22 protein-coding genes are annotated in these 22,150 nt (G+C 63.9%); 14 read left to right on the top strand and 8 right to left on the bottom strand.

The features are described from left to right. Positions 1-111: 111 nt before the first annotated feature. Together FJ434_RS26940 and FJ434_RS26935 are read left to right on the top strand one after the other, a co-directional pair. On the top strand, positions 112-1,035 hold the full coding sequence (locus tag FJ434_RS26940; RefSeq protein WP_140717225.1) for a neutral zinc metallopeptidase: 924 nt from the start codon (positions 112-114) through the stop codon (positions 1,033-1,035). A 155-nt stretch (positions 1,036-1,190) separates the two neighbouring features. Further along, entirely contained in the window at positions 1,191-2,456 is a 1,266-nt protein-coding gene (locus FJ434_RS26935) for a TCR/Tet family MFS transporter (RefSeq protein ID WP_140752075.1), read from the top strand. A gap of 117 nt (positions 2,457-2,573) precedes the next feature. Here the strand turns inward: FJ434_RS26935 and carA are convergent, their stop codons facing one another. Further along, positions 2,574-3,779: a glutamine-hydrolyzing carbamoyl-phosphate synthase small subunit gene (gene carA / locus FJ434_RS26930; protein WP_140752077.1), complete on the bottom strand. Its 1,206-nt coding sequence runs from the start codon at positions 3,777-3,779 to the stop codon at positions 2,574-2,576. Positions 3,780-4,054: 275 nt separating this feature from the next. Here carA and FJ434_RS26925 point away from each other — a divergent pair, with 275 nt between their 5' ends. Beyond that, the gene (locus tag FJ434_RS26925; RefSeq protein ID WP_023781512.1) at positions 4,055-4,504 is read left to right on the top strand and encodes a GatB/YqeY domain-containing protein; all 450 of its coding nucleotides are present in this window, start codon (positions 4,055-4,057) and stop codon (positions 4,502-4,504) included. A gap of 64 nt (positions 4,505-4,568) precedes the next feature. Here the strand turns inward: FJ434_RS26925 and FJ434_RS26920 are convergent, their stop codons facing one another. Further along, a complete protein-coding gene (locus FJ434_RS26920; protein WP_140752079.1) occupies positions 4,569-5,486 on the bottom strand; it encodes a LysR family transcriptional regulator in 918 nt (305 codons plus the stop codon). Positions 5,487-5,586: 100 nt separating this feature from the next. On the opposite strand from FJ434_RS26920, the gene FJ434_RS26915 reads away from it, so the two are divergent. Beyond that, on the top strand, positions 5,587-6,378 hold the full coding sequence (locus FJ434_RS26915; RefSeq protein ID WP_140752081.1) for an alpha/beta fold hydrolase: 792 nt from the start codon (positions 5,587-5,589) through the stop codon (positions 6,376-6,378). A gap of 25 nt (positions 6,379-6,403) precedes the next feature. Here the strand turns inward: FJ434_RS26915 and FJ434_RS26910 are convergent, their stop codons facing one another. Beyond that, positions 6,404-7,387: a hypothetical protein gene (locus FJ434_RS26910; protein ID WP_140752083.1), complete on the bottom strand. Its 984-nt coding sequence runs from the start codon at positions 7,385-7,387 to the stop codon at positions 6,404-6,406. A 294-nt stretch (positions 7,388-7,681) separates the two neighbouring features. Between FJ434_RS26910 and FJ434_RS26905 the strand changes: the two genes are divergently transcribed. Beyond that, complete coding sequence (locus FJ434_RS26905; RefSeq protein WP_140752085.1) at positions 7,682-8,239, top strand: GNAT family N-acetyltransferase; 558 nt, start codon at positions 7,682-7,684, stop codon at positions 8,237-8,239. Positions 8,240-8,241: 2 nt separating this feature from the next. On the opposite strand, the gene FJ434_RS26900 is transcribed toward FJ434_RS26905, so the two are convergent. From FJ434_RS26900 to FJ434_RS26885, 4 genes are all read right to left on the bottom strand, one after another. Beyond that, positions 8,242-9,279: a P1 family peptidase gene (locus FJ434_RS26900; RefSeq protein WP_140752087.1), complete on the bottom strand. Its 1,038-nt coding sequence runs from the start codon at positions 9,277-9,279 to the stop codon at positions 8,242-8,244. A 1-nt stretch (position 9,280) separates the two neighbouring features. Continuing rightward, entirely contained in the window at positions 9,281-10,465 is a 1,185-nt protein-coding gene (locus tag FJ434_RS26895) for an MFS transporter (protein ID WP_140505130.1), read from the bottom strand. Positions 10,466-10,580: 115 nt separating this feature from the next. Further along, entirely contained in the window at positions 10,581-10,790 is a 210-nt protein-coding gene (locus FJ434_RS26890) for a DUF2061 domain-containing protein (protein ID WP_140752089.1), read from the bottom strand. 133 nt (positions 10,791-10,923) lie between these two features. Then, the gene (locus FJ434_RS26885) at positions 10,924-12,588 is read right to left on the bottom strand and encodes a Na/Pi cotransporter family protein (protein ID WP_140505131.1); all 1,665 of its coding nucleotides are present in this window, start codon (positions 12,586-12,588) and stop codon (positions 10,924-10,926) included. A 379-nt stretch (positions 12,589-12,967) separates the two neighbouring features. Between FJ434_RS26885 and FJ434_RS26880 the strand changes: the two genes are divergently transcribed. The 9 genes from FJ434_RS26880 (at position 12,968) to FJ434_RS26840 (ending at position 21,660) form a co-directional block, all read left to right on the top strand. Then, positions 12,968-13,348, top strand: coding sequence for an RcnB family protein (locus tag FJ434_RS26880; RefSeq protein WP_140505133.1), 381 nt, complete (start codon positions 12,968-12,970; stop codon positions 13,346-13,348). 220 nt (positions 13,349-13,568) lie between these two features. After that, positions 13,569-13,868, top strand: coding sequence for a helix-turn-helix transcriptional regulator (locus FJ434_RS26875; protein ID WP_140752091.1), 300 nt, complete (start codon positions 13,569-13,571; stop codon positions 13,866-13,868). 108 nt (positions 13,869-13,976) lie between these two features. Then, on the top strand, positions 13,977-15,932 hold the full coding sequence (dnaG, locus tag FJ434_RS26870; protein ID WP_140752093.1) for a DNA primase: 1,956 nt from the start codon (positions 13,977-13,979) through the stop codon (positions 15,930-15,932). A 426-nt stretch (positions 15,933-16,358) separates the two neighbouring features. Then, on the top strand, positions 16,359-18,383 hold the full coding sequence (gene rpoD / locus FJ434_RS26865) for an RNA polymerase sigma factor RpoD (RefSeq protein ID WP_140505140.1): 2,025 nt from the start codon (positions 16,359-16,361) through the stop codon (positions 18,381-18,383). A 209-nt stretch (positions 18,384-18,592) separates the two neighbouring features. Continuing rightward, positions 18,593-18,886, top strand: coding sequence for a GYD domain-containing protein (locus FJ434_RS26860; RefSeq protein WP_140752095.1), 294 nt, complete (start codon positions 18,593-18,595; stop codon positions 18,884-18,886). Between the two features lie 179 nt (positions 18,887-19,065). Continuing rightward, a complete protein-coding gene (locus FJ434_RS26855; protein WP_246678397.1) occupies positions 19,066-19,284 on the top strand; it encodes a DUF333 domain-containing protein in 219 nt (72 codons plus the stop codon). A gap of 79 nt (positions 19,285-19,363) precedes the next feature. After that, the gene (locus FJ434_RS26850; RefSeq protein ID WP_140752099.1) at positions 19,364-20,428 is read left to right on the top strand and encodes a DMT family transporter; all 1,065 of its coding nucleotides are present in this window, start codon (positions 19,364-19,366) and stop codon (positions 20,426-20,428) included. A gap of 3 nt (positions 20,429-20,431) precedes the next feature. Then, a complete protein-coding gene (locus FJ434_RS26845; RefSeq protein ID WP_140505147.1) occupies positions 20,432-20,812 on the top strand; it encodes a DCC1-like thiol-disulfide oxidoreductase family protein in 381 nt (126 codons plus the stop codon). Positions 20,813-20,967: 155 nt separating this feature from the next. Next, the gene (locus FJ434_RS26840; RefSeq protein WP_140752101.1) at positions 20,968-21,660 is read left to right on the top strand and encodes a PadR family transcriptional regulator; all 693 of its coding nucleotides are present in this window, start codon (positions 20,968-20,970) and stop codon (positions 21,658-21,660) included. A 116-nt stretch (positions 21,661-21,776) separates the two neighbouring features. Here FJ434_RS26840 and FJ434_RS26835 read toward each other — a convergent pair whose 3' ends face one another. Beyond that, positions 21,777-22,010, bottom strand: coding sequence for a YiaA/YiaB family inner membrane protein (locus FJ434_RS26835; RefSeq protein ID WP_246673759.1), 234 nt, complete (start codon positions 22,008-22,010; stop codon positions 21,777-21,779). Between the last annotated feature and the right edge of the window lie 140 nt (positions 22,011-22,150).

Below are 22,150 nucleotides of genomic sequence, written 5' to 3'. Positions count from 1 at the left end.
CTGCCTGGCCACAAAAATGCTGTGACTTGGAGCAACCATTGCGATACTTGTTTGTTGGGTTGAGCCGGCCCCGCCGGAGCAATGGGGAAGTTCGCAGCACGAGGAATTGCCATGCTCTGGAGAGGCCGTCGTCAGAGTGACAATATCGAGGACGACCGCAGCGATGGTGGCGGCGGCGGGATCGGTGGTGGTGGCGGCCAGTTCCGCATCCCGATCGGTGGCCGCGCCGGTGGCGGCGGCAGCATATTCCTCGTCATTCTGGTGGTGCTGGCCGGTTGGTATTTCGGCTTCGATCCCTCGGCAATCCTGGGCGGCGGCGACGGCGGCCTGCTGCCGGGTGGTGGCGGCCAGATATCAGACAATAGCGGCAGCCAGGACAGCGGCGGCACCCCCGCCAATGACGAGATGAAGCAGTTCGTGGCGACCGTGCTCGCCGAGACGGAAGACACCTGGACCGGCATCTTCAAGTCGCAAGGCCTGACCTATGAGGACCCTAAGCTGGTGCTGTTTTCCGGCCAGGTCCGCTCGGCCTGCGGTTTTGCTTCCGCCGCGGCCGGACCGTTCTATTGTCCGGGCGACCACAAGGTCTATCTCGACATGACCTTCTTCCAGCAGCTCGACCAGCAGTTCGGCGCTTCAGGCGAGTTCGCCCGTGCCTACGTCATCGCGCATGAGGTCGGTCACCACGTGCAGAACCTCACCGGTATCATGGGTAAGTTCAACCAGATGCGCCAAGGCATGAGCGAAGCCGATGCCAACCAGCTGTCGGTGCGCATCGAGCTGCAGGCCGACTGCTTCGCCGGCGTGTGGGCGCATTACACCGGGCAAAAGGGCATATTGGAGCAGGGCGACTTCGAAAGCGCGCTGAACGCGGCCAAGCAGATCGGCGACGATACGCTGCAGAAGAAGATGCAGGGCTATGTCGTGCCGGAAAGCTTCAACCACGGCACCTCGCAGCAGCGGCAGACCTGGCTGACGCGCGGCTACAAGAGCGGCAAGCTGTCGGACTGCAACACGATGACTGGTTCGCTCTAAGCAGTCGTTTTCGGATAAGGACCTGGCGGCAAGACGCCGTCAGGGAGTGTCAGGATCAAAGCTTCCTGCCTGTTCCCGCATTGTTCCTTTTCGCCGGCTCGCCTATAAGGTGCGTCCGCCCGCGCCCCAGGGCGGCCAGAGGAGCTTGACCCATCATGATCGACCCCAAGACCGCCAGGCGGGGCCTTGCGCTCGTTTTCACCACGCTGCTGCTCGACATTATCGGCTTCGGCATGATCATGCCGGTGCTGCCGGCTTTTCTCAGGGAATTGACCGGCGTCGGCATCAGCGAAGCGGCGATCGAGGGCGGCTGGCTGTTCTTCGTCTATGCGGCCATGCAGTTCTTTTTCGCGCCCATCATGGGCGGCCTGAGCGACCGGTTCGGGCGGCGGCCGATCCTGCTCGCCTCGGTGCTGACCTTCTCCATCGACAATTTGATCTGCGCGATCGCCTGGTCCTATCCGATGCTGTTCATCGGGCGTGTGCTCGCCGGCATTTCGGGCGCCAGCTATTCGACGACGTCGGCCTTCATCGCCGACATTTCGAACGACGAGAACCGGGCGAAGAATTTCGGCCTGCTCGGCATTGCGTTCGGCGTCGGTTTCGTCATCGGGCCGGTGCTGGGCGGCCTGCTCGGCACATTCGGCCCGCGCGTGCCGTTCTTTTGCGCCGCCGGGCTGGCCTTCGTGAACTTCCTGATCGCGATGTTCTTCCTGCCCGAAACGCTCGATGAAAAGCATCGCCGCCGCTTCGAGTGGAAACGCGCCAATCCGGTCGGCACGCTCCTGCAGATGCGCCAGTATCAGGGTATCGGCTGGATCGGGCTGGTCTTCTTCCTGATGACGCTCGGCCATATGATGTATCCGGCGGTGTGGTCGTTCGTCTCCAATTACCGCTATGGCTGGAGCGAGCAGCAGATCGGCTTCTCGCTCGGCGCTTTCGGCCTGTGCGGCGCGATCGTCATGGGCACGGTGCTGCCGCGCGTCATCCCGAGGCTCGGCGAGTGGAGAACGGCGGTCATCGGCCTGACGTTCACGGCGGCCAGCGCCTTCGGCTATGCCTTCGCCTCGCAAGGCTGGATGGTCTACGCGGTGATCGTCGTCGGCTGCCTGGAAGCTCTGGCCGATCCGCCGCTCAGAAGCCTCGCCGCCGCCAAGGTGCCGCCTTCGGCACAGGGCGAGTTGCAAGGCGCGATGACCTCGATCTTCTCGATCACCTCGATCATCACGCCGCTGCTCTATACCGCGATCTTTTCCTGGTTCACCGGGCCAAGCGCGCCTGTCACCTTCGGCGGCGCGCCCTATCTGGTCGGTGCGTGCTTCCTGGTCCTGGCGGTCATTGTCTTCGTCACCAAGGTGGCGAGACCGGCGACGGTCATGAATGTCACGAACAATGTCGTGGAAGATGGAGCCCAGCTATGAGCCGAAGGCAAGTGAGGGCCGGCCGGTGGCGTGAGGTAGAGGAATTTTGCGATGCGGGGAAGAAGAGCGCCGAGGTTGCGGCAAGCTCACTTCCGATGAGGGGCGGCGCGAGGTCTCTCAGGCCCGCTCCACCAGCAATTCCTCGCCGCGCTTCTGGCGGATCAGGTTGACGAAGCGGCGGAACAGATAATGCGAATCCTGTGGGCCGGGCGAGGCCTCGGGGTGATGCTGGACCGAGAACACCGGACGGCCGGTCAGCGCGATGCCGCAGTTCGAGCCGTCGAACAGCGAGACATGGGTTTCCTCGACGCCCGCGGGCAGCGAGTCGGCATCGACGGCAAAGCCATGGTTCATCGAGACGATCTCGACCTTGCCTGTCGTGTGATCCTTCACCGGATGGTTGGCGCCATGATGGCCCTGGTGCATCTTGGCGGTCTTGCCGCCCAGCGCCAGCGCCAGCATCTGATGGCCAAGGCAGATGCCGAACACCGGAATGTCGGTCTTGAGCAGGTCCTGGATCACGGGTACGGCATAATCGCCCGTGGCTTCCGGGTCGCCGGGGCCGTTGGAGAGGAAGATGCCGTCGGGCTGCATGGCGAGAATTTCTTCCGCGTCGGTCTTGGCGGGAACGACGGTGACCTTGGCGCCGAGGCCGGCAAGCAGCCGCAAGATGTTGCGCTTGACGCCGTAGTCGATGGCGACGACATGCAGCGAAGGCTCGGCCTGTTCGCCAAAGCCCTCGTTCCACACCCATGGCGTCTCGCGCCAGACCGAGGACTGGCCCGACGTGACCTCCTTGGCGAGATCGAGCCCGATCAGGCCCGACCATGCGGCGGCGCGCCGCTTCAGATCGTCGAGGTCGAAGACGCCATCCGGTGCATGCGCGATGACGGCGTTGGGCATGCCCTTTTCGCGGATCAGCGCGGTGAGCGCGCGGGTGTCGATGCCCGAGAGCGCGACGATGCCGCGCTTCTTCAGCCACTGATCGAGGTGGCCGGCAGTGCGGTAATTGGACGGGTTGGTGACATCGGCCTTGAACACGGCGCCGACAGCGCCGGCGCGGGCGGCCGGGTTGAGGTCTTCGATGTCCTCGCCATTGGTGCCGATGTTGCCGATATGCGGGAAGGTGAAGGTGACGATCTGGCCGGCATAGGACGGGTCGGTGAGGATTTCCTGGTAGCCGGTGAGTGCGGTGTTGAAGCAGACTTCGGCGACGGCGGAGCCGGTGGCGCCGAGGCCGCGACCCTCGATGACGGTACCGTCGGCCAGCACCAGAAGGGCGGTCGGCTTTTCAGTGGCCCAGGCGGGCGTCATCTCGGCCATGGCGGCACTCCTATCAGGCCGCGCGCTTCCATAGCCCGGCGGGCCTTCGCGCGGCAAACGGCGCGAAGCGGCGAATTCGCGGCCTCCACGCACCCAAGCTTCAGTTCATGCAAGGCCCAGTACATAGGGGAAGGGAGCAGGGCGGTCAATGATCATGCGAAATGCCGTCGCGATTTATTTCATTGAGGAATATCATAGGCTTGCCCTGGCATATCAGGGTTTGCGTTGGCCTGTCCCCGGCGCTATTGTCCGCGCCGACCGAAGGAGAGAGAGCAATGCGCGCGAAAATCGCCGAATCCCTGAAGACCGCGATGAAGGCGCAGGACAAGCACCGGCTGCCGACATTGCGGCTGATCCAGGCCGCCATCCACGACCGCGACATCGCCAATCGCGGCGCCGGCAAGGAACCCGCCAGCGACGAGGAAATCCTGCAGATCCTGGCCAAGATGGTGAAGCAGCGCGAGGAATCGGCCAAGGCATTCGAGGACGGCAAGCGGCCGGAACTGGCGGCGCAGGAACGCGGCGAGATGGAGATCATCCGTGGCTTCCTGCCGACGCAGCTTGACGATGCGGCAGTCACGGCGGCGGCGCGCGAGGCGATTGCCGCGACCGGTGCGGCCAGCCAGAAGGATATGGGCAAGGTGATCGCCGCGCTGAAGCAGAAATATGCCGGCCAAATGGATTTCGGCAAGGCGAGCGGCATCGTCAAGGGGTTGCTGCAGTAGGGCTTTTACCGTCGCGTCAGCGGCTTCCAACACGGCCTACTCGACGCCAAGCCGCGGCTCGCCACTAGGCCCGAGGCTCCAACGCACGGCGCAATGCCGGCGCTTCCTGCTGGATATGGTCCCACAGGCGGTTGGCGATCGGCCCGTGCGGCCGGTCGCGGCGGCGCGCCACCACCAATTCATCGGTGCGGCCCGGCAGATGACTGCCGGCAATGGACAGTAGCTGTCCGCCGCGCAGCTCTTCCGCGATCAGGAAGTGGGGCAGGTGGCCCCAGCCGAGCGCTTGCAGGATAATCTCCTTCTTCATCGCTTGATCGGGGACCAGGCATTGCGGCGCGCCCTCGACCACGAAATAGTCCTGTCGTGGCGAATGCAGGGCGGTGTCGCGCATCACGCATTGGGTGAACGCCTGCATCTTCTCCAGTGTGATCGGTCGTTCGATGCGCTCGGGCAGGAAGCCCGGCGCCACCACGGGAATGAACGGCACCTCGCTGAGGTCGATCCATTCCACCCGCGCATCACCCTTGTCGATCCAGTGCAGGATGAGATCGGCCTTGTCGTCGAAAAGGCGCTCCCACGGGCCGCCGACGGCTTCGAAATGGAGATGCAGCCGGGTGCCGAGGCACTGGGCGAAGAACCGCCCGAGCATGCCCAGTACCTGCGGGCGCGGGCAGATGTCGCCGATCACGACGTGGATTTCGCTTTCCTCGCCCATCGACAGCTGGGCGGCATGGACGCGCAGGCCTTCCAGTTCGCGCAGCATCGATTGCGCGCGAAGGTGGAACGACAGGCCCGCTTCGGTCGCACGCACGCGGTAGCCGCTGCGATCCAGCAGGACGAGGTCGAGCTGGCGTTCGAGCCTTGCGACAGCGGCGAACACCGCGGGATGCGAGCGGTGGAGCATGGCCGCGGCCGGCTGAAAGCCGCCGGTGCGGATCACGGCGTCGAAGCACTGGAGGTCGTGCAAGGTGAATTCGGCCATGTCATCTTTGATTACAGAGATTGTCCTATCTTTGTAATATCACCAAAACCCGGCCACAGCTACGCTTTGCCTTATTCACCGTTCCAAGAGGATTTTCATCATGAGTGAGCTGAATTTCGTGACTGTCGGCGACGGCACGCGCATCGCCTATCGCTTCGACGGCGATGCCGGGAAGCCTGTGCTGGTGCTGTCCAACTCGATCGCCACCACGCTGCATATGTGGGATGGGCAGGTCGGCGAATTGTCCAGGCATTTCCGCGTTCTGCGCTACGACTTTCGCGGCCATGGCGGGTCGAGCACGCCAGTCGGCGCCTATTCACTCGACCGGCTTGGCCGCGACGTGATCGAATTCATCGATGCGCTCGGCCTTGGGCGCGTGCATTTCCTCGGCCTGTCTCTGGGCGGTTTCGTCGGGCAGTGGCTCGGCATCAACGCGCCCGAACGGATCGACCGGCTGATCCTGAGCAACACCTCGTCCCATCTCGGGCCGGCAAGTTATTTCGACGAGCGGATTGCCGTCGTGCGACAGGCGCCGGACATGTCGGAAACCGCCGACGTGTTCCTCAACAACTGGTTCCCCGCGGACATGGTGGCGGCCAACGAACCCGTCATCGAGGAATTCCGCGCTATGCTGCTGGCGATCGACCGGCAAGGCCTGGCCGGCCTGTTCGCGGCGGTTCGCGACGCCGACCTTCGCCGCACGGTGGCGCTGATCTCCCGGCCGACACTGGTGATCGCCGGCGAGCACGACACGGTGACGGCGGCGAGCCATAGCGAGCTGATCGCGGCCGCGGTGCCCGGCGCGAAGCTTGTCGTGCTGCCCGCGGTCCACCTGTCGAACGTGGAATACCCCACCGAGTTCGTGCAGGCCGTGCTCGATTTCCTGCGCTGAGCCGGAGCAGGGCCGTGGGTACGTCTCACGGCTCCTTGCAGATCGGCAGCGGCTGCGCAGGTGGTGCGGGATGATCCTTCTTGTACTGGGCGATGACAGGCTCGAGCATTTTTCGCGGCCAGAATTTCGGCTTTCCGATTTCCTTCAGGCACGATGCGTTCCAGTAGGTGCCTGAAGCGGAATGGCCGCTGGCAACGGAGGCGATATCGCGCGATTCCGGATAGATGTAGAGCGTCGTCGGATTGTCCTTCACCATCGAGATGAGTTGCCCGGCATCGGCCGGCGACCAGCTGGTGCAACCATTGCTGCGGCCGCCGGCATAGTCCACCAGTTTGCCGAACGGCACGAAGCCGTCATGGTCGGCATAGGAACTGTTCGGGGTCTTGCGCATACACATGCCGCGCAGCACCTGTGCCGCGTGGCCGCCGATCACGCGCTGCCTTGCGTTGGCGGCTTCGCCTTCGCCGTCGAACTGGATGAAGGTGCGCTGGAAAGCCACGTCCTGTTTCGCGCCAGTGCGATAAAAGCCCTTGAACGAGGTCTTCGCTTCGCTGGTCATGTAGGCGCCGCCGGCGGTCAGTTCCGAATCCATGGCATTGCCGAAGTTCTTCGCGCAGCGCCTGCCGTTCGAAAAATCGACGGTGCCTTTCAGGTTCCGGCCGCCGCCGTGACCCGACGAAATCGCGCGAAACGACTGGCTGGCTTCGCATATGACATAGTAGCGGCGCCCGAGCACGCCATTGCCCAGATCGCCGGGACGGGTGGCATCCATGGCGAAGTAGCAGGGGTTCCGGACGGCGCGCTGCGCCACCTTCTTCAGGTAAAGCGCGCGCGCCCGCTCCAGCACGACTTGTGAGATCTGGCCATCGCCGTTGCCGACATGGGCCTCCAGCCAGGCCGGAACGGCCGATGGCGCGGCAAAGGACCGGGCCGATGCCGTCAAGGCAACGATGATGGCAAGAAGGCTGAGGGTGACGACGACACCCAGCGGGACAGATCTCAACCGCACCGTACCCATTCTCCTGCCGAAGCCCTTTGTGATTCCCCGCGGAATCACCAGAGGACGATCATAAGACGCGGGGTGTCATCAGGCGAAACACATCTTGTTTAGCGCGTCGGCAAGTATGCGCGAAGAGACCAGGCCGACGCGCAACCATCCATAAGCTGCCATGCTGGGCCAAGGCTTGGGGCGGAGGCCTGCAAACGTCCCCAATTTTCGATCCGCCCGGATTGCTCTTCCAGCCGGCTTGAGCGCCCTGCTGTCGAAGGTTATGCCTGCCTCGTTTATCAGGAGGCATCGATCATGGTCGAGATCGTGAAACCGGCGCTTGAACATCTGCCGTCCTACAAGGCGGCGCTCGAGCGCGGCTGGTCGCCGGACAATGTGCGGCTCCTGGAGGCGACGCGCGAGCAGCTCGCGGCCATAGAAGAAAATCCCATCGCGTTCCTCGCCGACCTCGATGATCCCGAGGCCAAAGGGCCGCCCATCGCCTTGCCCGACGGCACGCAGATGCCGCGCCTGCCGGGCTTCCGCCGCTGGATCTGGGACGGCGAGGCATCGGGCTCGATCGGCTTTCGCTGGCAGAAGGGCACGGCGGAACTGCCGCCGCACGTGCTTGGCCATATCGGCTACGCGGTGGTGCCGTGGAAGCGGCAGCGCGGCTACGCCACCGAAGCGTTGCGGCTGATGCTGGACGAGGCGAGGGCGGTGGGCCTACCCTATGTCGAGATCACCGCCAAACCGGGCAATCCGGCCTCGCACAAGGTGATCCTGGCCAATGGCGGCAAGCTCGTCGAGCGCTTCGTCGAGGACGCTGCCTATGGAGGGGCGGAGAGCCTGCGGTTCCGGATCGAGCTGTAGACCTATCGCCTTTCGGCCTGGTCGCGCAGCCAGTCGGCGAGCGATGCGCGGTGCGTGCCGGCCCTGCCGGTGAAAGCCTCGGCGGACAGCATGGAATTCAGCACCGCCTCCTGCGTCGCTTCCGCCGCCGCCCGGAAGAGAATGTCGATGCGTGCTTCGTTGAGCGCGACCAGCGGCACCAGATCGCGGGTTTCATCGTGGTCGACCGGGTTGCCGGTGCTGAAGGCAATGGCTATGTCGCCGCTGCCATTGCCCCAGAAGGAGCCAAGCCTGGCGATGCCGGCCCCAGTGCGGCGCGCCACACGCTCGAGCTGGCGGTGTTCGAGCGGCACGTCCGTCGCCAGAACGATCATGATCGAGCCGCGTTCGGCCTCGGCCTGCCGCCTGGGGTCGGGCCGGCGTCCATCAGGCAGGACGAGGTCGCCGGGCCTGCCGAAATTCGACAGGACGAGAATGCCAAGATGATGTCCCTCGCCAAGCGCAATTTTCCTGGAGGCCGAGCCTATGCCACCCTTGAAGCCGAAGCAGCTCATTCCCGTTCCGGCGCCGACATTGCCCTGCTCGACCGCGCCCTCACGGGCGTCCGCCAACGCGGCAAGGGCATGCTCCTCCGATATCGCCAGGGCCTGGATGTCGTTCAGCGCACCGTCATTGCATTCACCGACCACCGGATTGACCGTTCCGGTGGTGCGGCCGATATCGGGGTTCTGGCGGATGGCGTCACGGATCAGCGCCGTGGCGCAGGTGCCGACCGAGAGCGTGTTGGTCAAGAGAACGGGCGTCTCGATGGTGCCGAGTTCCTGCACCTGCGTCAGCCCGACCGTCTTGCCGAAGCCGTTGATGACATGGCTTGCCGCCATCACCTTGGTGCGGAACAGGTTTCCGCCATGCGGCAGGATCGCGGTCACGCCGGTGTTGATGTCGCCGTCGCGCAGCGTGCAGTGACCGACGCGCACGCCAGGCACGTCGGTGATCGCGTTGTGCGTGCCCGTCGGCAAGGTGCCGCAGGTCAGGCCGAAATCGGCGACAGTCCTTGCCATGTTATTCGGCGGCGGCCGGTACCGGCGGGCTGATGTCGCTGCGCCGTTCCCAAAGATGGGAGAGGACAGCCACAATGACGGCGACCAGCATGGCAAACGCGCCAACAGCCGGCAGGCTGCGATAGCCGTAGCCGGCATTGAGCATGGCGGCGCCGAGCGACGCGGCCAGCGCGATGCCGATATTGAAGCCGGACGGAATGAGCGAGGCGGCGAGGCCGGAGGCGTCGGCCGTCCAGGACAGGATGCGGGTCTGGATCGGGGTGCCGATGGCGAAGTTGAGACCGCCCCAGACGATGATCGCGACAACCATCGGCACGGGGTAGGGGCTGACGGCATAGATGACAGCCAGCGTCACCGCCTGCAGGGCGAGCATGGTGATCAGCGACGGCATCAGTTTCCAGTCCGACAGTTTGCCGCCGAGGAAGACGCCAAGCGTGGCGCCGACGCCGTTGAGCAGCAGCACCCAGGGCACCAGGTTTTCGTCGAGCCCTGTCACCTCCAGCAGCGTCGGGGTGATGTAGGTGAACAGGCAGAACTGGCCGAGCATCAGCATCAGCATCAGGATCAGCGAGGTCCAGACCTGCTGGCGCGCCAGCACGCGGACCTCGCTGGCTAGGCTCGCCGCCTTGGACTGATACCCGGTCGTGCGCGGCAACAGGGCCGCCATGGCCAGAGTTGCCGCCACGCCCAGCGCGCCCATCACCCAGAAGGTCGCGCGCCAGCCCCAGATGTTGCCAATGGCGGTGCCGGCCGGCACGCCGATGACGTTGGAGACGGTGAGGCCCGACAGGATGACGGCGACCGCCATGCCACGCTGATCCTCGCGCACCAGGCCGACGGCGACCACCATGGCGACGCCGAAATAGGCGCCATGCGCGACTGCCACGGCAATGCGCAGCAACAGCATCGAGGTGAAGTCGGGCGCCAGCGCGCAGGCCGCCTGGCCCAGGGTGAATGCGACGGCGAGGCCGAGCAGCAAGGTCTTGCGCGGCAAGGACTTGGTGGCGAGCGCCAGCAGCGGGCCGCCGATGGCGATGCCGCAGGCATAGCCGGAGACGAGATAGCCGGCGGAGGGAACCGAAACGCCAAGCCCTTGCGCCACCTGCGGCAGCACGCCGGCGATGACGAATTCGGTGGTGCCGAAAGCGAAGGCGGCGATGAACAGGGCGATGAGCGGCAGCGACATGAGCAGAAACCCCCGAAATACAGGGCTCAAACCATGGATAGCCCGGGCAGGCAATCCAGAAATTGTCACGGTCGCTTTAGCTTTTCTTGACCAGATCCGTTGGGCACCGGTCCCGTCAGCTCACGGACTTACGTCCGTAAGGAACCTTCAGCCATGCCCGCTCGTGAAAATAATAAAGCAGCGACTTGGTGAAGACCTCCGTTACACCGATGGCGGCCGCAATCTTGACGCTTCCGGTCACCACCAGCGAGATGATCATCGTATCGATGGTGCCGGTCACCCGCCAGGAAAGCGCCTTGGCGAAACTGCGCGAATGGGTTTCCATCGATTTCCTCCCGGTGGAAACGGATTCTTAGCCGACGGATGGGCGGTTAAGCAAAGACTAATTTGGCCGTTCACGGCTGGAATGCCTACCCCTTGTTGCCAAGGTGCATGCCGCCGCGGCGAATCGTTGTCGCCTAGCTGGCCTTCAGCCGTGACCCCGTGAGCAGGCCGCGCTCTTCCAGCACGGGATAGGCCATCGAGGCCAGCAGCGAGTTGATCTGCTTCAGGTCGCGGATGGTATCGAGGTGGATCGAACTGGTTTCGACGCTTTTGGCGGTGCCTTCGCGCAGCCGCAGGAAATGGCTGGCGCTGGTTTCTTTTTCGCGGTCGCGCAGCTGGTCCTTCTCCAGCACCAGCTGGCGTGCGGTTTCGGCATCGCGCGAGACCAGCACGTTGAAGGCAAGCCGGGCATTGGCCAGCACTGAGGCGTGGAAGGCGCACAATTCGCTCCAGCCTTCGTCGGTGAATTCCAGCCCGCGTTCGAATTTCTTCTTCACATGGACCAGCATGTTGCGCACGACTATGTCGCCGACCTGCTCGAGCTTGACGCAGGCGCCGATCAGCTCCTGGCAGCGCAGCGCCTCGTCTTCGGTCATCGGGTTCCTCGTGACCTTGGCGAGGTAGAGCTTTATGGCCGCGTGCCTGCGGTCGACACGGTCGTCGAGCGCCGCCAATGCCTTGATCTTGTCCGAGTCGGCGTCCTCATAGAGTTCGATGATACGCTTGAGCATGATCTCGACCGTCTCGCAGACCCGCACCACCTCGCGTGTGGCGTTGGCCAGAGCCTGGCTCGGCACATCGAGCGCGCTTTCGTTGAGCGCCGACAGTTCGACGACGTCGAGCGTGGCGGCCGGCGCCGGCTTGGCTCCGAGTGCCACGATCCTTTCGGAGGCTCGGTATACCAAACCGGCCAGCGGCAGGCCGGCGAGCAGGATGATCACGTTGAACAGGATATGGGCGTTGACGATCTGATCGGCCGCCGTCGGGCCGAGGAAGGCGACATGCGGCCGGAAGATCATGAACAGGATCAGCATGACCAGCGAGCCCAGCCCGCGCATCAGGAGGTTGCCGACCGGCACGACGCGGACTTCGGGGCTGGCGGAGCGTGTCAGCATCGGCGCGATGAGCGATGAACCGAGATTGACCCCAAGGATGAGGACGAGGCCGAGTTCGGGGCTGATCAGACCGCGGCCGGCCAGCGTGGCCATCAACAGCACCGCCGCGATGCTCGACTGGAACAGCCAGGTGATCATTGCCGCCAGCAGGTAGGCGGTAATGGAATCGGTGGAGAAGTAATTGAGGATGACCGGCAGCAACTGGCTGTTGCGCAGCGGCTCGGACGCCTGGCCGATCATTTCGAGGGACAGGATCAAGAGGCCGATGCCGACCAGGATGCGGCCGATCTGGCGCCAGTCGCGCCGCTCGGTGGCCATGAACATCACCGTGCCTGATGTCAGGCAGAGCGGCACAAGCAGCGTGAGATCGAAGGTCAGCAGCTTGACCACCAGAGCCGAGCCGATCTCGGCGCCACGCACGGCCAACTGGCCGGCGGCGCCCGAAACGATGCCGGAACCGGCGAAGGAGCCGACCAGCAAGGTGACGGCGGTCGAGCTTTGCAGCGCGATCGCAAGGCCGGTGCCGGCCAGCACCGCCATGATCGGATTGCGCATGGTGGCGCGCAGACGGTGACGCAGCACGTCGCCATAGGCGCGTTCGACGCCGGTCTTGACCATGCGGGTGGCAAACAGCATCAGCGCGACCGCGCCGGCCAGATGCAGAAGGACGACCGAGCCGCTCATCGCCGCGCCTGCGCGCGGGCATGGCGCGCGCTTCGGGCAGCATGGCGACAGGGGGCGAAGACGAGGGCACGAATCATGGTCATGGCAGCCTTGGAATATAGCCGGAATATTTTAGCCGGATAATAAAAATCTGTCGATTTCAAGGGCCGCCGCGAGGCGACAGCCGGTGTCGGAAAATGGACGGGCCCGCAAATGGTTGCATGGACCTAAGCAGTGGATTCGGCCGGACCTGCGACGCTTTTGGCGCCCGTCTTTGCGATGATGTTCAAATCTTTGGATTAACCATCCGAATTCGTTACATAATTGTAATGCCGGCGTTCAGTTTCGGTTCATCCCTTGGCCGCTATTCCCCTGGCATCGACAACCAAGGAGACTTCTGATGAAACGCATTGTCCTTTCCGCTCTCGCCTTCTCGATGCTGGCCGCCACCTCGCTCACCGGCCAGGCAGCGCCGATGAACGCGCCAGTGGCGCCGCAGTCGAACTACGCCAAGGTCGACTGGCAGAAGCCCTCCAACCGGGATGTCAAGAAGCGCGTCATCCAGAAGCGGTTCGTCCAGAAGAAGGTGATTGTGAAGCGGAACCACTGGCGCAACGGCCAGAAATATTCCGGCTGGAGGCAGCACCAGCCGATCCGCGATTATGGCCGCTATGGCCTGCATCGTCCCGGCCGCGGCCAGGAATGGATCCGCGTCGGCAATGACTATGTGCTGGTCGGCATCCTCTCCGGCGTCATCTTCGGCGCGCTTGCCGCGCAGTAATCATCTACGATAGCCGGCATGTCGCCGGCCTTTCGATGGCAGGCGGCCCGCAAGGGTCGCCTTCTATCGCGTGATCTTCGAAGAGACGGATCAAGAGATCATCGTGACCAAGATCGGACCGCGTGGATCGGTATATGATTGAAGGAAATGCCGGGATGAACAACGTCGCCTATGTCACGACGCCAGGTGGCGAGGAACTGGCCATCCTGCCTCGCAGCGAATGGAAGCCCTTCGTGAATCGCTGGAGCATGCGCAGGCGCTTGGCGGGTTTCGTGCCGGGCAGCTTCCCGGTCTTACGCCCGATGAAGCACGAGCACTTGTCGGCGCGGTCTCTCCGCTCGCTTTTTGGCGTAGATACCGCAAGCAGACCCAGGCCGTTCTCGCTGCCTCCGTGGGCGTGACCCAGAACTATCTTTCGGATATCGAGAACGGAAAGCGCGGTGGGGATGTCACGCTTTGGCTGCGGATTGCCCGTGCTCTCGAATTGCCGATCGAGAGTTTGGTCGACGACGGCGACTGACCGGCGGTACAGCGGGGTCGCCTTGCCCTGTGGAAACCGGGTATGGCCTCTATGGGGGGTCGTCTGAAATCGCGGGCATGATTATATGGTGACGAAACGAGTTCCCCGATGCGATTTCCGCCCGCCTTCCTTGACGAGATACGCGACCGCGTGCCGATTTCGCAGGTCATCGGCCAGCGCGTTGCGTGGGATCGCAAGAAGACCAATACGTCGCGCGGCGACTATTGGGCCTGCTGTCCGTTCCATGGCGAGAAGAGCCCGTCCTTCCACTGCGAGGACAAGAAGGGCCGTTACCACTGTTTCGGCTGCTCGGTCTCGGGCGACCATTTTAAATTCCTGACCGAGCTCGAAGGACTGAGTTTTCCCGAGGCGGTCGAGAAGATCGCCGACATGGCCGGCGTGCCGATGCCGGTTCGCGACGCACAGGAAGAGCGGCGCGAGCAGGAACGCGCCAGCCTGACCGATGTCATGGAGATGGCGACCGCCTTTTTCCAGGAGCGCCTGCAAGGGCCCGAGGGCGCCAAGGCCCGCGCCTATCTGCGCGATCGTGGGCTGACGCCGGCGACACAGCAGTCATTCCGGCTCGGCTTCGCGCCCGACAGCCGCAACGCGCTGAAGGAGCATCTGGCGGCCAAGGGTGTGCCGAAAGCCGATATCGAGGCCTGCGGGCTGGTGCGCCATGGCGACGACATTCCGGTCTCCTATGACTGGTTTCGCGACCGCATCATGTTTCCGATCCCGGATTCGCGCGGCAAGATCATCGCCTTCGGCGGCCGCGCGCTGGCCCCCGACGCGCTCGCCAAATACATGAACTCGCCCGATACCGAGCTCTTCCACAAGGGTAACGTGCTCTACAATTTCGCCCGCGCCCGGCAAGCGCTGTCAAAGGGGGCTCTGGCCAAGGGCGGTACGGTCATCGCGGTCGAAGGCTACATGGACGTGATCGCGCTGGCGCAGGCCGGCTTCGAGAATGTCGTGGCGCCGCTCGGCACGGCGCTCACCGAAAACCAGCTCGAACTGTTGTGGCGCATGGCGCCGGAGCCGATGCTGTGCTTCGACGGCGACAAGGCCGGGCTGAAGGCGGCCTGGCGGGCCGCCGATCTGGCGCTGCCATCGGTGCAGGCCGGACGCTCGGCGCGCTTCGCGCTGCTGCCGGAAGGCAAGGATCCCGACGATCTGGTCAAGGCCGAGGGGCCGGAGGCCTTCCGCGCCGTGCTGGCCGATGCGCGGCCGCTGGTCGACCTGTTGTGGATGCGCGAGACGGCGGGCGGCGTCTTCGACACGCCCGAGCGGCGGGCGGAATTGGGACAGACACTGCGGGAACTCAGCAGCCGCATCCGCGACGAAAGCACGCGCTACCACTACCAGCAGGAAATGCGCGAGCGGGTGCTGAGCTTCTTCGGCTCCCAGCGCAATGCGCGGCAAGGCCGTCAGGATGGCGGCCGGCCCGGTCAGCGCGGCCAAGGCAAGCCCGCGCCCGGCGGGCAATTCGCCAAGGCAGGCGGCGGGCGCATGGCGATCACCGAAAGCCTCGGCCAGTCGGCGCTGGTCAGGCGCGGCGAGGGGATGTCGGTGCGCGAGGCGACGATCATCGTGGCATTGGTCAACCACCCGGCGCTGATCGACGAGAATTTCGCCCATGTCGAGTTCCTCGACCTCGCCAATTCCGACCTGACGCGGCTGCACGCCGCCATCCTCGACGCGATGGCGCATAACATGGCCAATGACCGCCACGCCGTGGTGGCGACGATAGAGCGCGCCGGCTGCGCCGAGATCTGGGAGCGCGCCGTCGGCCTGATCAAGCGGGCGCGGCAATGGCCGGCGCTGGAGACGGCGGCCCTCGAGGATGCCCGCGACGCTCTGAACCAGGCGTTGCACTTGCAGCGCAGCGCGCGCACCTTACATAAGGAGTTGAAACAGGCGGAAGCGGCCCTCGAAGCGGATCCTTCGGACGAAAACTTCCGCCATCTGATCGAAATTCAGGCGCAATTTCAGGATGTACAAGCGACGGAAGCGCTGATCGAAGGATTCGGTGTTTCGTCGGGCAGGGCTGGGCGAGCCTAGGTGCATGCGAGCGCGAAATGAAGGCGCGGCCACGCTTCCCCTGGGGGCGAGGCGCGCTAAGTCGGGTAATTGATTCGCTTTTTTCATGCGAATCATGCCAGAGGCGCTTGACCTTCGGACAGAATGGCGGAATCAGGACGATTCGAAACGTTAACCCGCACCCGCGCCGACGGGAAACAAGCGATGCAAGGTACTTGGTCACTGGACAGGCGGCCCGTCTGACACAGATATCAGGGTTAATCTGGACTTAATGTATGCCGCCCAAGAGTGGAACCCGGTTTTGGGGCAACGGCATGCACCAAACAAAAGAGTGGATGCAGCTCATGGGCCGGGTGAAGCGCGTTTAGAAAAACGGGCGTATCCGATTTGACTGGTCCGACAGCTGACGCGGCCCCCATGGCCGGCCGCTAGGAGAAGATAAAGACTATGGCGACAAAAGAAAAGGAAGAGGCCGAGACCGAACGCGAAGGCGCCACCGATGGGCCCTTGCTCGACCTTTCCGATGATGCTGTCAAGAAGATGATCAAGGCCGCCAAGAAGCGCGGTTATGTCACCATGGACGAGCTGAATTCGGTGCTGCCTTCCGAGGAAGTGACCTCTGAGCAGATCGAGGACACGATGGCGATGCTATCCGACATGGGCATCAACGTCGTCGAGGATGACGAGCAGGGCGAAGAGGCCGAGGCCGGCGACACAGCCGCCGATGCCGAGGAAGACGCCAACGAGCTTGCCGAGCAGACCGGCACCGCGGTCGCCGCCACCACCACCAAGAAAGAGCCGACCGACCGCACCGACGATCCGGTGCGCATGTATCTGCGCGAAATGGGCTCGGTCGAGCTGCTGTCGCGCGAGGGCGAAATCGCGATCGCCAAGCGCATCGAGGCCGGCCGCGAGACGATGATCGCGGGCCTCTGCGAAAGCCCGCTGACCTTCCAGGCGATCATCATCTGGCGCGACGAGCTCAACGAATCCAAGATCCTGCTGCGCGAGATCATCGACCTCGAAGCCACCTATGCCGGCCCCGAAGCCAAGCAGGCGCCGGTGGTTGAACGTGTCGAGGAAGCGCCCAAGGCCGAGGAAAAGCCGCGCCGCGGACGCGACGATGAAGACGACATCACCAATGTCGGCGTCGACACGCGAGGCATCGGCGACGACGACGAGGAAGACGAGGACGAGGCGAGCCTGTCGCTGGCGGCGATGGAAGCCGAACTGCGCCCGCAGGTGATGGAGACGCTCGACGTCATCGCCGACACCTACAAGAAGCTCAGGAAGCTGCAGGACCAGCAGGTCGAGAACCGGCTGGCCGCCGCCGGCACGCTGTCGCCCAGCCAGGACCGCCGGCTGAAGGAGCTGAAGGACCAGCTGATCAAGGCGGTGAAGTCGCTGTCGCTCAACACGGCGCGCATCGAGGCGCTGGTCGAGCAGCTCTACGACATCAACAAGCGCCTGGTGCAGAACGAGGGCAAGCTTTTGCGCCTCGCCGAAAGCTATGGCGTGCGCCGCGAGGAGTTCCTGAAGGAATATCAGGGCTCCGAACTCGATCCGAACTGGACGCGCTCGATCGCCAACCTGACCTCGCGCGGCTGGAAGGAATTCACCAAGAACGAGAAGGATGCGATCAAGGATCTGCGCGCCGAGATCCAGCACCTGGCCACCGAAACGGCGATCTCGATCCTGGAATTCCGGAAAATCGTCAACCAGGTGCAGAAGGGCGAGCGCGAAGCCGCGATCGCCAAGAAGGAAATGGTCGAGGCCAATCTGCGCCTCGTCATCTCGATCGCCAAGAAGTACACCAATCGCGGCCTGCAGTTCCTCGACCTGATCCAGGAAGGCAATATCGGCCTGATGAAGGCGGTCGACAAATTCGAATACCGCCGCGGCTACAAGTTCTCGACCTACGCGACATGGTGGATCCGGCAAGCGATCACGCGTTCGATCGCCGACCAGGCCCGCACTATCCGCATCCCGGTGCACATGATCGAGACGATCAACAAAATCGTGCGCACCTCGCGCCAGATGCTGCACGAGATCGGCCGCGAGCCGACGCCGGAGGAACTGGCCGAAAAGCTCGCCATGCCGCTCGAAAAAGTGCGCAAGGTCTTGAAGATCGCCAAGGAGCCGATCTCGCTCGAAACGCCGGTCGGCGACGAGGAGGATTCGCATCTGGGCGATTTCATCGAGGACAAGATGGCGATCCTGCCGATCGACGCGGCGATCCAGGCCAATCTGCGCGAGACCACCACGCGCGTTCTGGCCTCGCTGACGCCGCGTGAGGAGCGCGTGCTCAGAATGCGCTTCGGCATCGGCATGAACACCGACCACACGCTGGAAGAAGTCGGCCAGCAGTTCTCGGTCACCCGCGAGCGTATCCGCCAGATCGAAGCCAAGGCGCTGCGCAAGCTCAAGCACCCGAGCCGGAGCCGCAAGCTGCGCAGCTTCCTGGATAGCTGAGACCTGCCAATCGCATTGGAGATAAAGGGCGCCACGAGCGCCCTTTTTCATAGGCGTGTTCGCTCTTGCGACCAGCGACCTTAGGGAGGATAATTTCGCGTCGGATGCATTTTTCGGGCGACAACCCCGGAAGCCCGCCCCGGTCGAGGCCGTGTCGACAGACCCACGGCCTGAGTGCCGTGCTCCGTGGCCCCGGAGGGAGGTGTGCCATGACAAGCTACATCGTGCTGATGAACTGGACCGAGCAGGGCGCCAAGAACGTGCGCGAATCCCCGAAGCGGCTCGATGCCGCCAGGAAGCAACTGGGCGAGATGGGGGGATCGTTCAAGGCGTTCTACCTGACCATGGGCGAGTACGACATGGTGGCGGTGGTCGAGGCGCCCGACGACGCGGTGCTCGCGCGTTTTTCGCTGATGCTGGCGGCGGCCGGCAACATCAGGACGCGGGCGATGAAGGCGTTCCCCGAATTCGCCTATCGCGAGATCATCACCTCACTTGGATGATGGGTTTTTGCGGACAGCCGGATCAGGTGCCGCCTCAACGGCACGTGATCCGGCGCGCGTTACGACAAATTTGACAGCTGCCTCGGGACAGGACGTCTCGCCGTGGTAGACATGCGGCCAAGGAGAGATCGCATGACAATTTTTCGATACTGGCCGCCGGTCTTGCCTTGATGTCGTCGATGCCCATCGACGCCGGCGCCGCACAAAAACCGGTCGGCATGGCCAATCCGGCATCGGTCCACTGCGGTGCGATCGGCGGCCGCTTCGTGGTTAGGAAGGACAAGGCCGGCAACGAATATGGGTTTTGCCGCCTGCCCAGCGGTCGCCTGTGCGAGGAGTGGGCGCTGTTTCGCGACAACAAATGCGTCGGGCCCAAGGTGGCGATGCATCGGAACTGACGCATCGGTTGGACAGCGACGCATGCCGTGTCGAGTGGTCTCGTCGATGACATGGCACGCCGCCGTGATAGGGTGAGCCATGCCCGAAGCACATTCCCATTCGCATCTGTGGCCCGGCGTGCCGCTTGCGCTCGGCTCGGCCGCCTTGTTTGGCGCAACGCCGCCGCTGTCCAAACTGCTGCTCGACAACGTCAGCCCGTTCATGCTGGCGGGTCTGTTGTATCTCGGCGCCGGCATTGGCCTAGCGCTCTACCGGCTCTTGCGCGGCGGGGGAGCGGGCGACGGAGAGGCGCGCCTTGCCGCCGGGGATATTCCTTGGCTGGCGCTGGCAATCGGTATGGGCGGCATCGTTGGACCGGTGCTCTTGATGTTTGGCCTCACTCTCAACACTGCGTCCAGTTCCGCCCTGTTGCTCAATCTGGAAGGCCTGGCGACAATGGCGATCGCGTGGCTCGTTTATCGCGAAAATGTCGACCGGCGTCTGCTTTTCGGTGCTTTCGCCATTCTGGCGGGCGCGGTGCTGCTGTCATGGGCGGGGCAAGGCATTGCCTTCAATCTAGGCGCGCTGCTTGTCGCGGGGGCCTGCCTGGCATGGGGCCTGGACAATAATTTCACCCGCAAGATATCGGCGGCCGATCCGGTGGCCATCGCAATGCTGAAGGGATTGGTGGCGGGCGCCGCTAATGTCGGGCTGGCGCTCGCCTCCGGCGCGGCATTTCCCGCCGCGACCACGGTGATGGCCACGGCCGCCGTCGGTTTCTTCTGCATCGGCGTCAGCCTCGTCATGTTCATCCTCGCGCTGCGTCACCTCGGTTCGGCACGCACGGGAGCCTACTATTCGCTTGCTCCCTTCATCGGCGCGTTGCTGGCGATCCTGATGCTGGGCGATGCCGTCACGCTCAAGCTCGGGATAGCCGGTCTGCTGATGGGGGTTGGCCTGTGGCTGCATCTGTCCGAGCGCCATGAGCATGAGCACGACCATGAGGCGCTGGAGCACGAGCACAGCCATGTTCATGACGAGCATCACCAGCACCATCATGACGGACCGGTCCGCGAGCCGCATTCGCACTGGCACCGGCATGCGCCGCTACGTCACAAGCATCCGCACTATCCCGACCTGCATCATCGGCACGATCACGGCTGACCGATGCCCGGCCCCGCGCTGACCGTCTGGTACAACACGCGCTGTCCGGTCTGCGATGCCGGCATCAGCAGGCAGAAGGGGCGGCTGATCGCGGCGGTCAAGGCCGGTCGGGTCGAGTTCCGCGATATCAACCTGGAGCCGGATGCGCTGTCGTCGCACGGCGTCTCGCTGGAGGACATCCGCCGCCGGCTGCATGCCACCGATGCGGATGGCAATTTGCTGATCGGCGCCGATGTGGCGATCGCGGTCTGGCTGTTGACGCCGGGCGAGGGCTGGCTGGCAAGCCTATTCGGCAATCGGCTCATGCTGCCGCTGACCCGCCTTGCCTATGATCGCTTCGCCGATCTGCTCTACGGCTGGAATCGGCGCAAAGGCCGCTGGTAGTCCATTCGCACTCCATCCATTCCTGCCGAGCCTGACGCTTCGAAGCCACGATGTCGCTTGGCTCGTGACCAGATACATCGTAAGATATATCTTGACTCGACGGCACTGCGCGCCTAACTAAGATATATCGTAAGATAGAACTCAAGGAGCAATCAATGCACAGACACGATCATTCCGATCATCATCATTTTGGCGAGCGCATGTTCATGCACATGGCCGGCAAGTTTGGTGGCAAATTTGGTGGCAGAGGGGGCGGCGGCTTCGGTCCGTTCGGCGGCAGGGGCGGTGGCCGCGGCCCGGGCGACATGTTCCGCGCCGGACGGATGCTCGCCGACGGTGACCTCAAGCTGATCACGCTGTCGCTGCTGGCCGAGGCGCCGCGCCACGGCTACGACATCATCAAGGCGCTGGAAGAGCGCACCAGCGGCATCTACAGCCCGAGCCCGGGCGTGGTCTACCCGACGCTGACCTTCCTGGACGAGGCCGGCTATGCCGTGTCGACGAGCGAAGGCAACAAGAAGGTGTTCTCGATCACCGAGGCCGGGCAGGCGCATCTGGCCGACAACCGCGAAATGATCGACGGCGTGCTCGATCATCTCGAGCGCTTCGGCCGCAAGATGGCCAAGGCGCGCGACTGGTTCGGCTGGAACGATGACGGCGAGGACCGCCGCGGCGGCCGGAGCGGCCGTGGCGAGCGCTCGGAAACGCGTGACGAATTCCGTGCCATCCGCCACCGGCTGCGCGCGGCACTCGGCGACATTGTCGATGCGCCAGCTGAAAAGCAGGCCGAGGCGATCGCCATTCTAGAAGCCGCCGCCGAAGCGCTGGAAGCGCTGTCGCACCGCTGATCTCATGATGTCCGCGCGTCTCTTGAAGCGCGAAAGCCCAACAGAAAAGCCCGGGGAGACCCGGGCTTTTCTCGTCAGGCCATGCCGGCATCATTCCTTGCCGACATATTCGCTGATCAGCTTTTCGTTGCGCGCCTTTTCGATCTTGGCGGTGGTCTCGGCGGAGATGCGCTCGTCGGTGCGGTACTTGACCAGTTCACCAGGCTGCCGGTGAGCAGCAGGATGCCCATGGCCCAGTAGCCCTTGGTCGACAGGTCGACCGGCGCCAGCCACAGGGACGGGCCAAGCATGAAGTAGGCGGCGCCGACCGAGACGGTGTTGAACATGATGTAGGTCTGATTGCCGTTCATTGTCGTGTTCCTTTGATTGGATCGAAGTTGGGTTTGATGTGGTCGTGGTCAGGTCCAAAAATCTTCAGTTGATGGTCTTCAGGCGCTCGAGCACGCCCCTGGCGCGCACCTTCACCGCCGGGCCGTGCCCGGCGCCAAAA

It is taken from the genome of Mesorhizobium sp. B2-5-13, from assembly GCF_006440535.1.
GTDB lineage: Bacteria > Pseudomonadota > Alphaproteobacteria > Rhizobiales > Rhizobiaceae > Mesorhizobium > Mesorhizobium salmacidum.
This window is presented reverse-complemented; position numbering and strand designations above follow the sequence as displayed.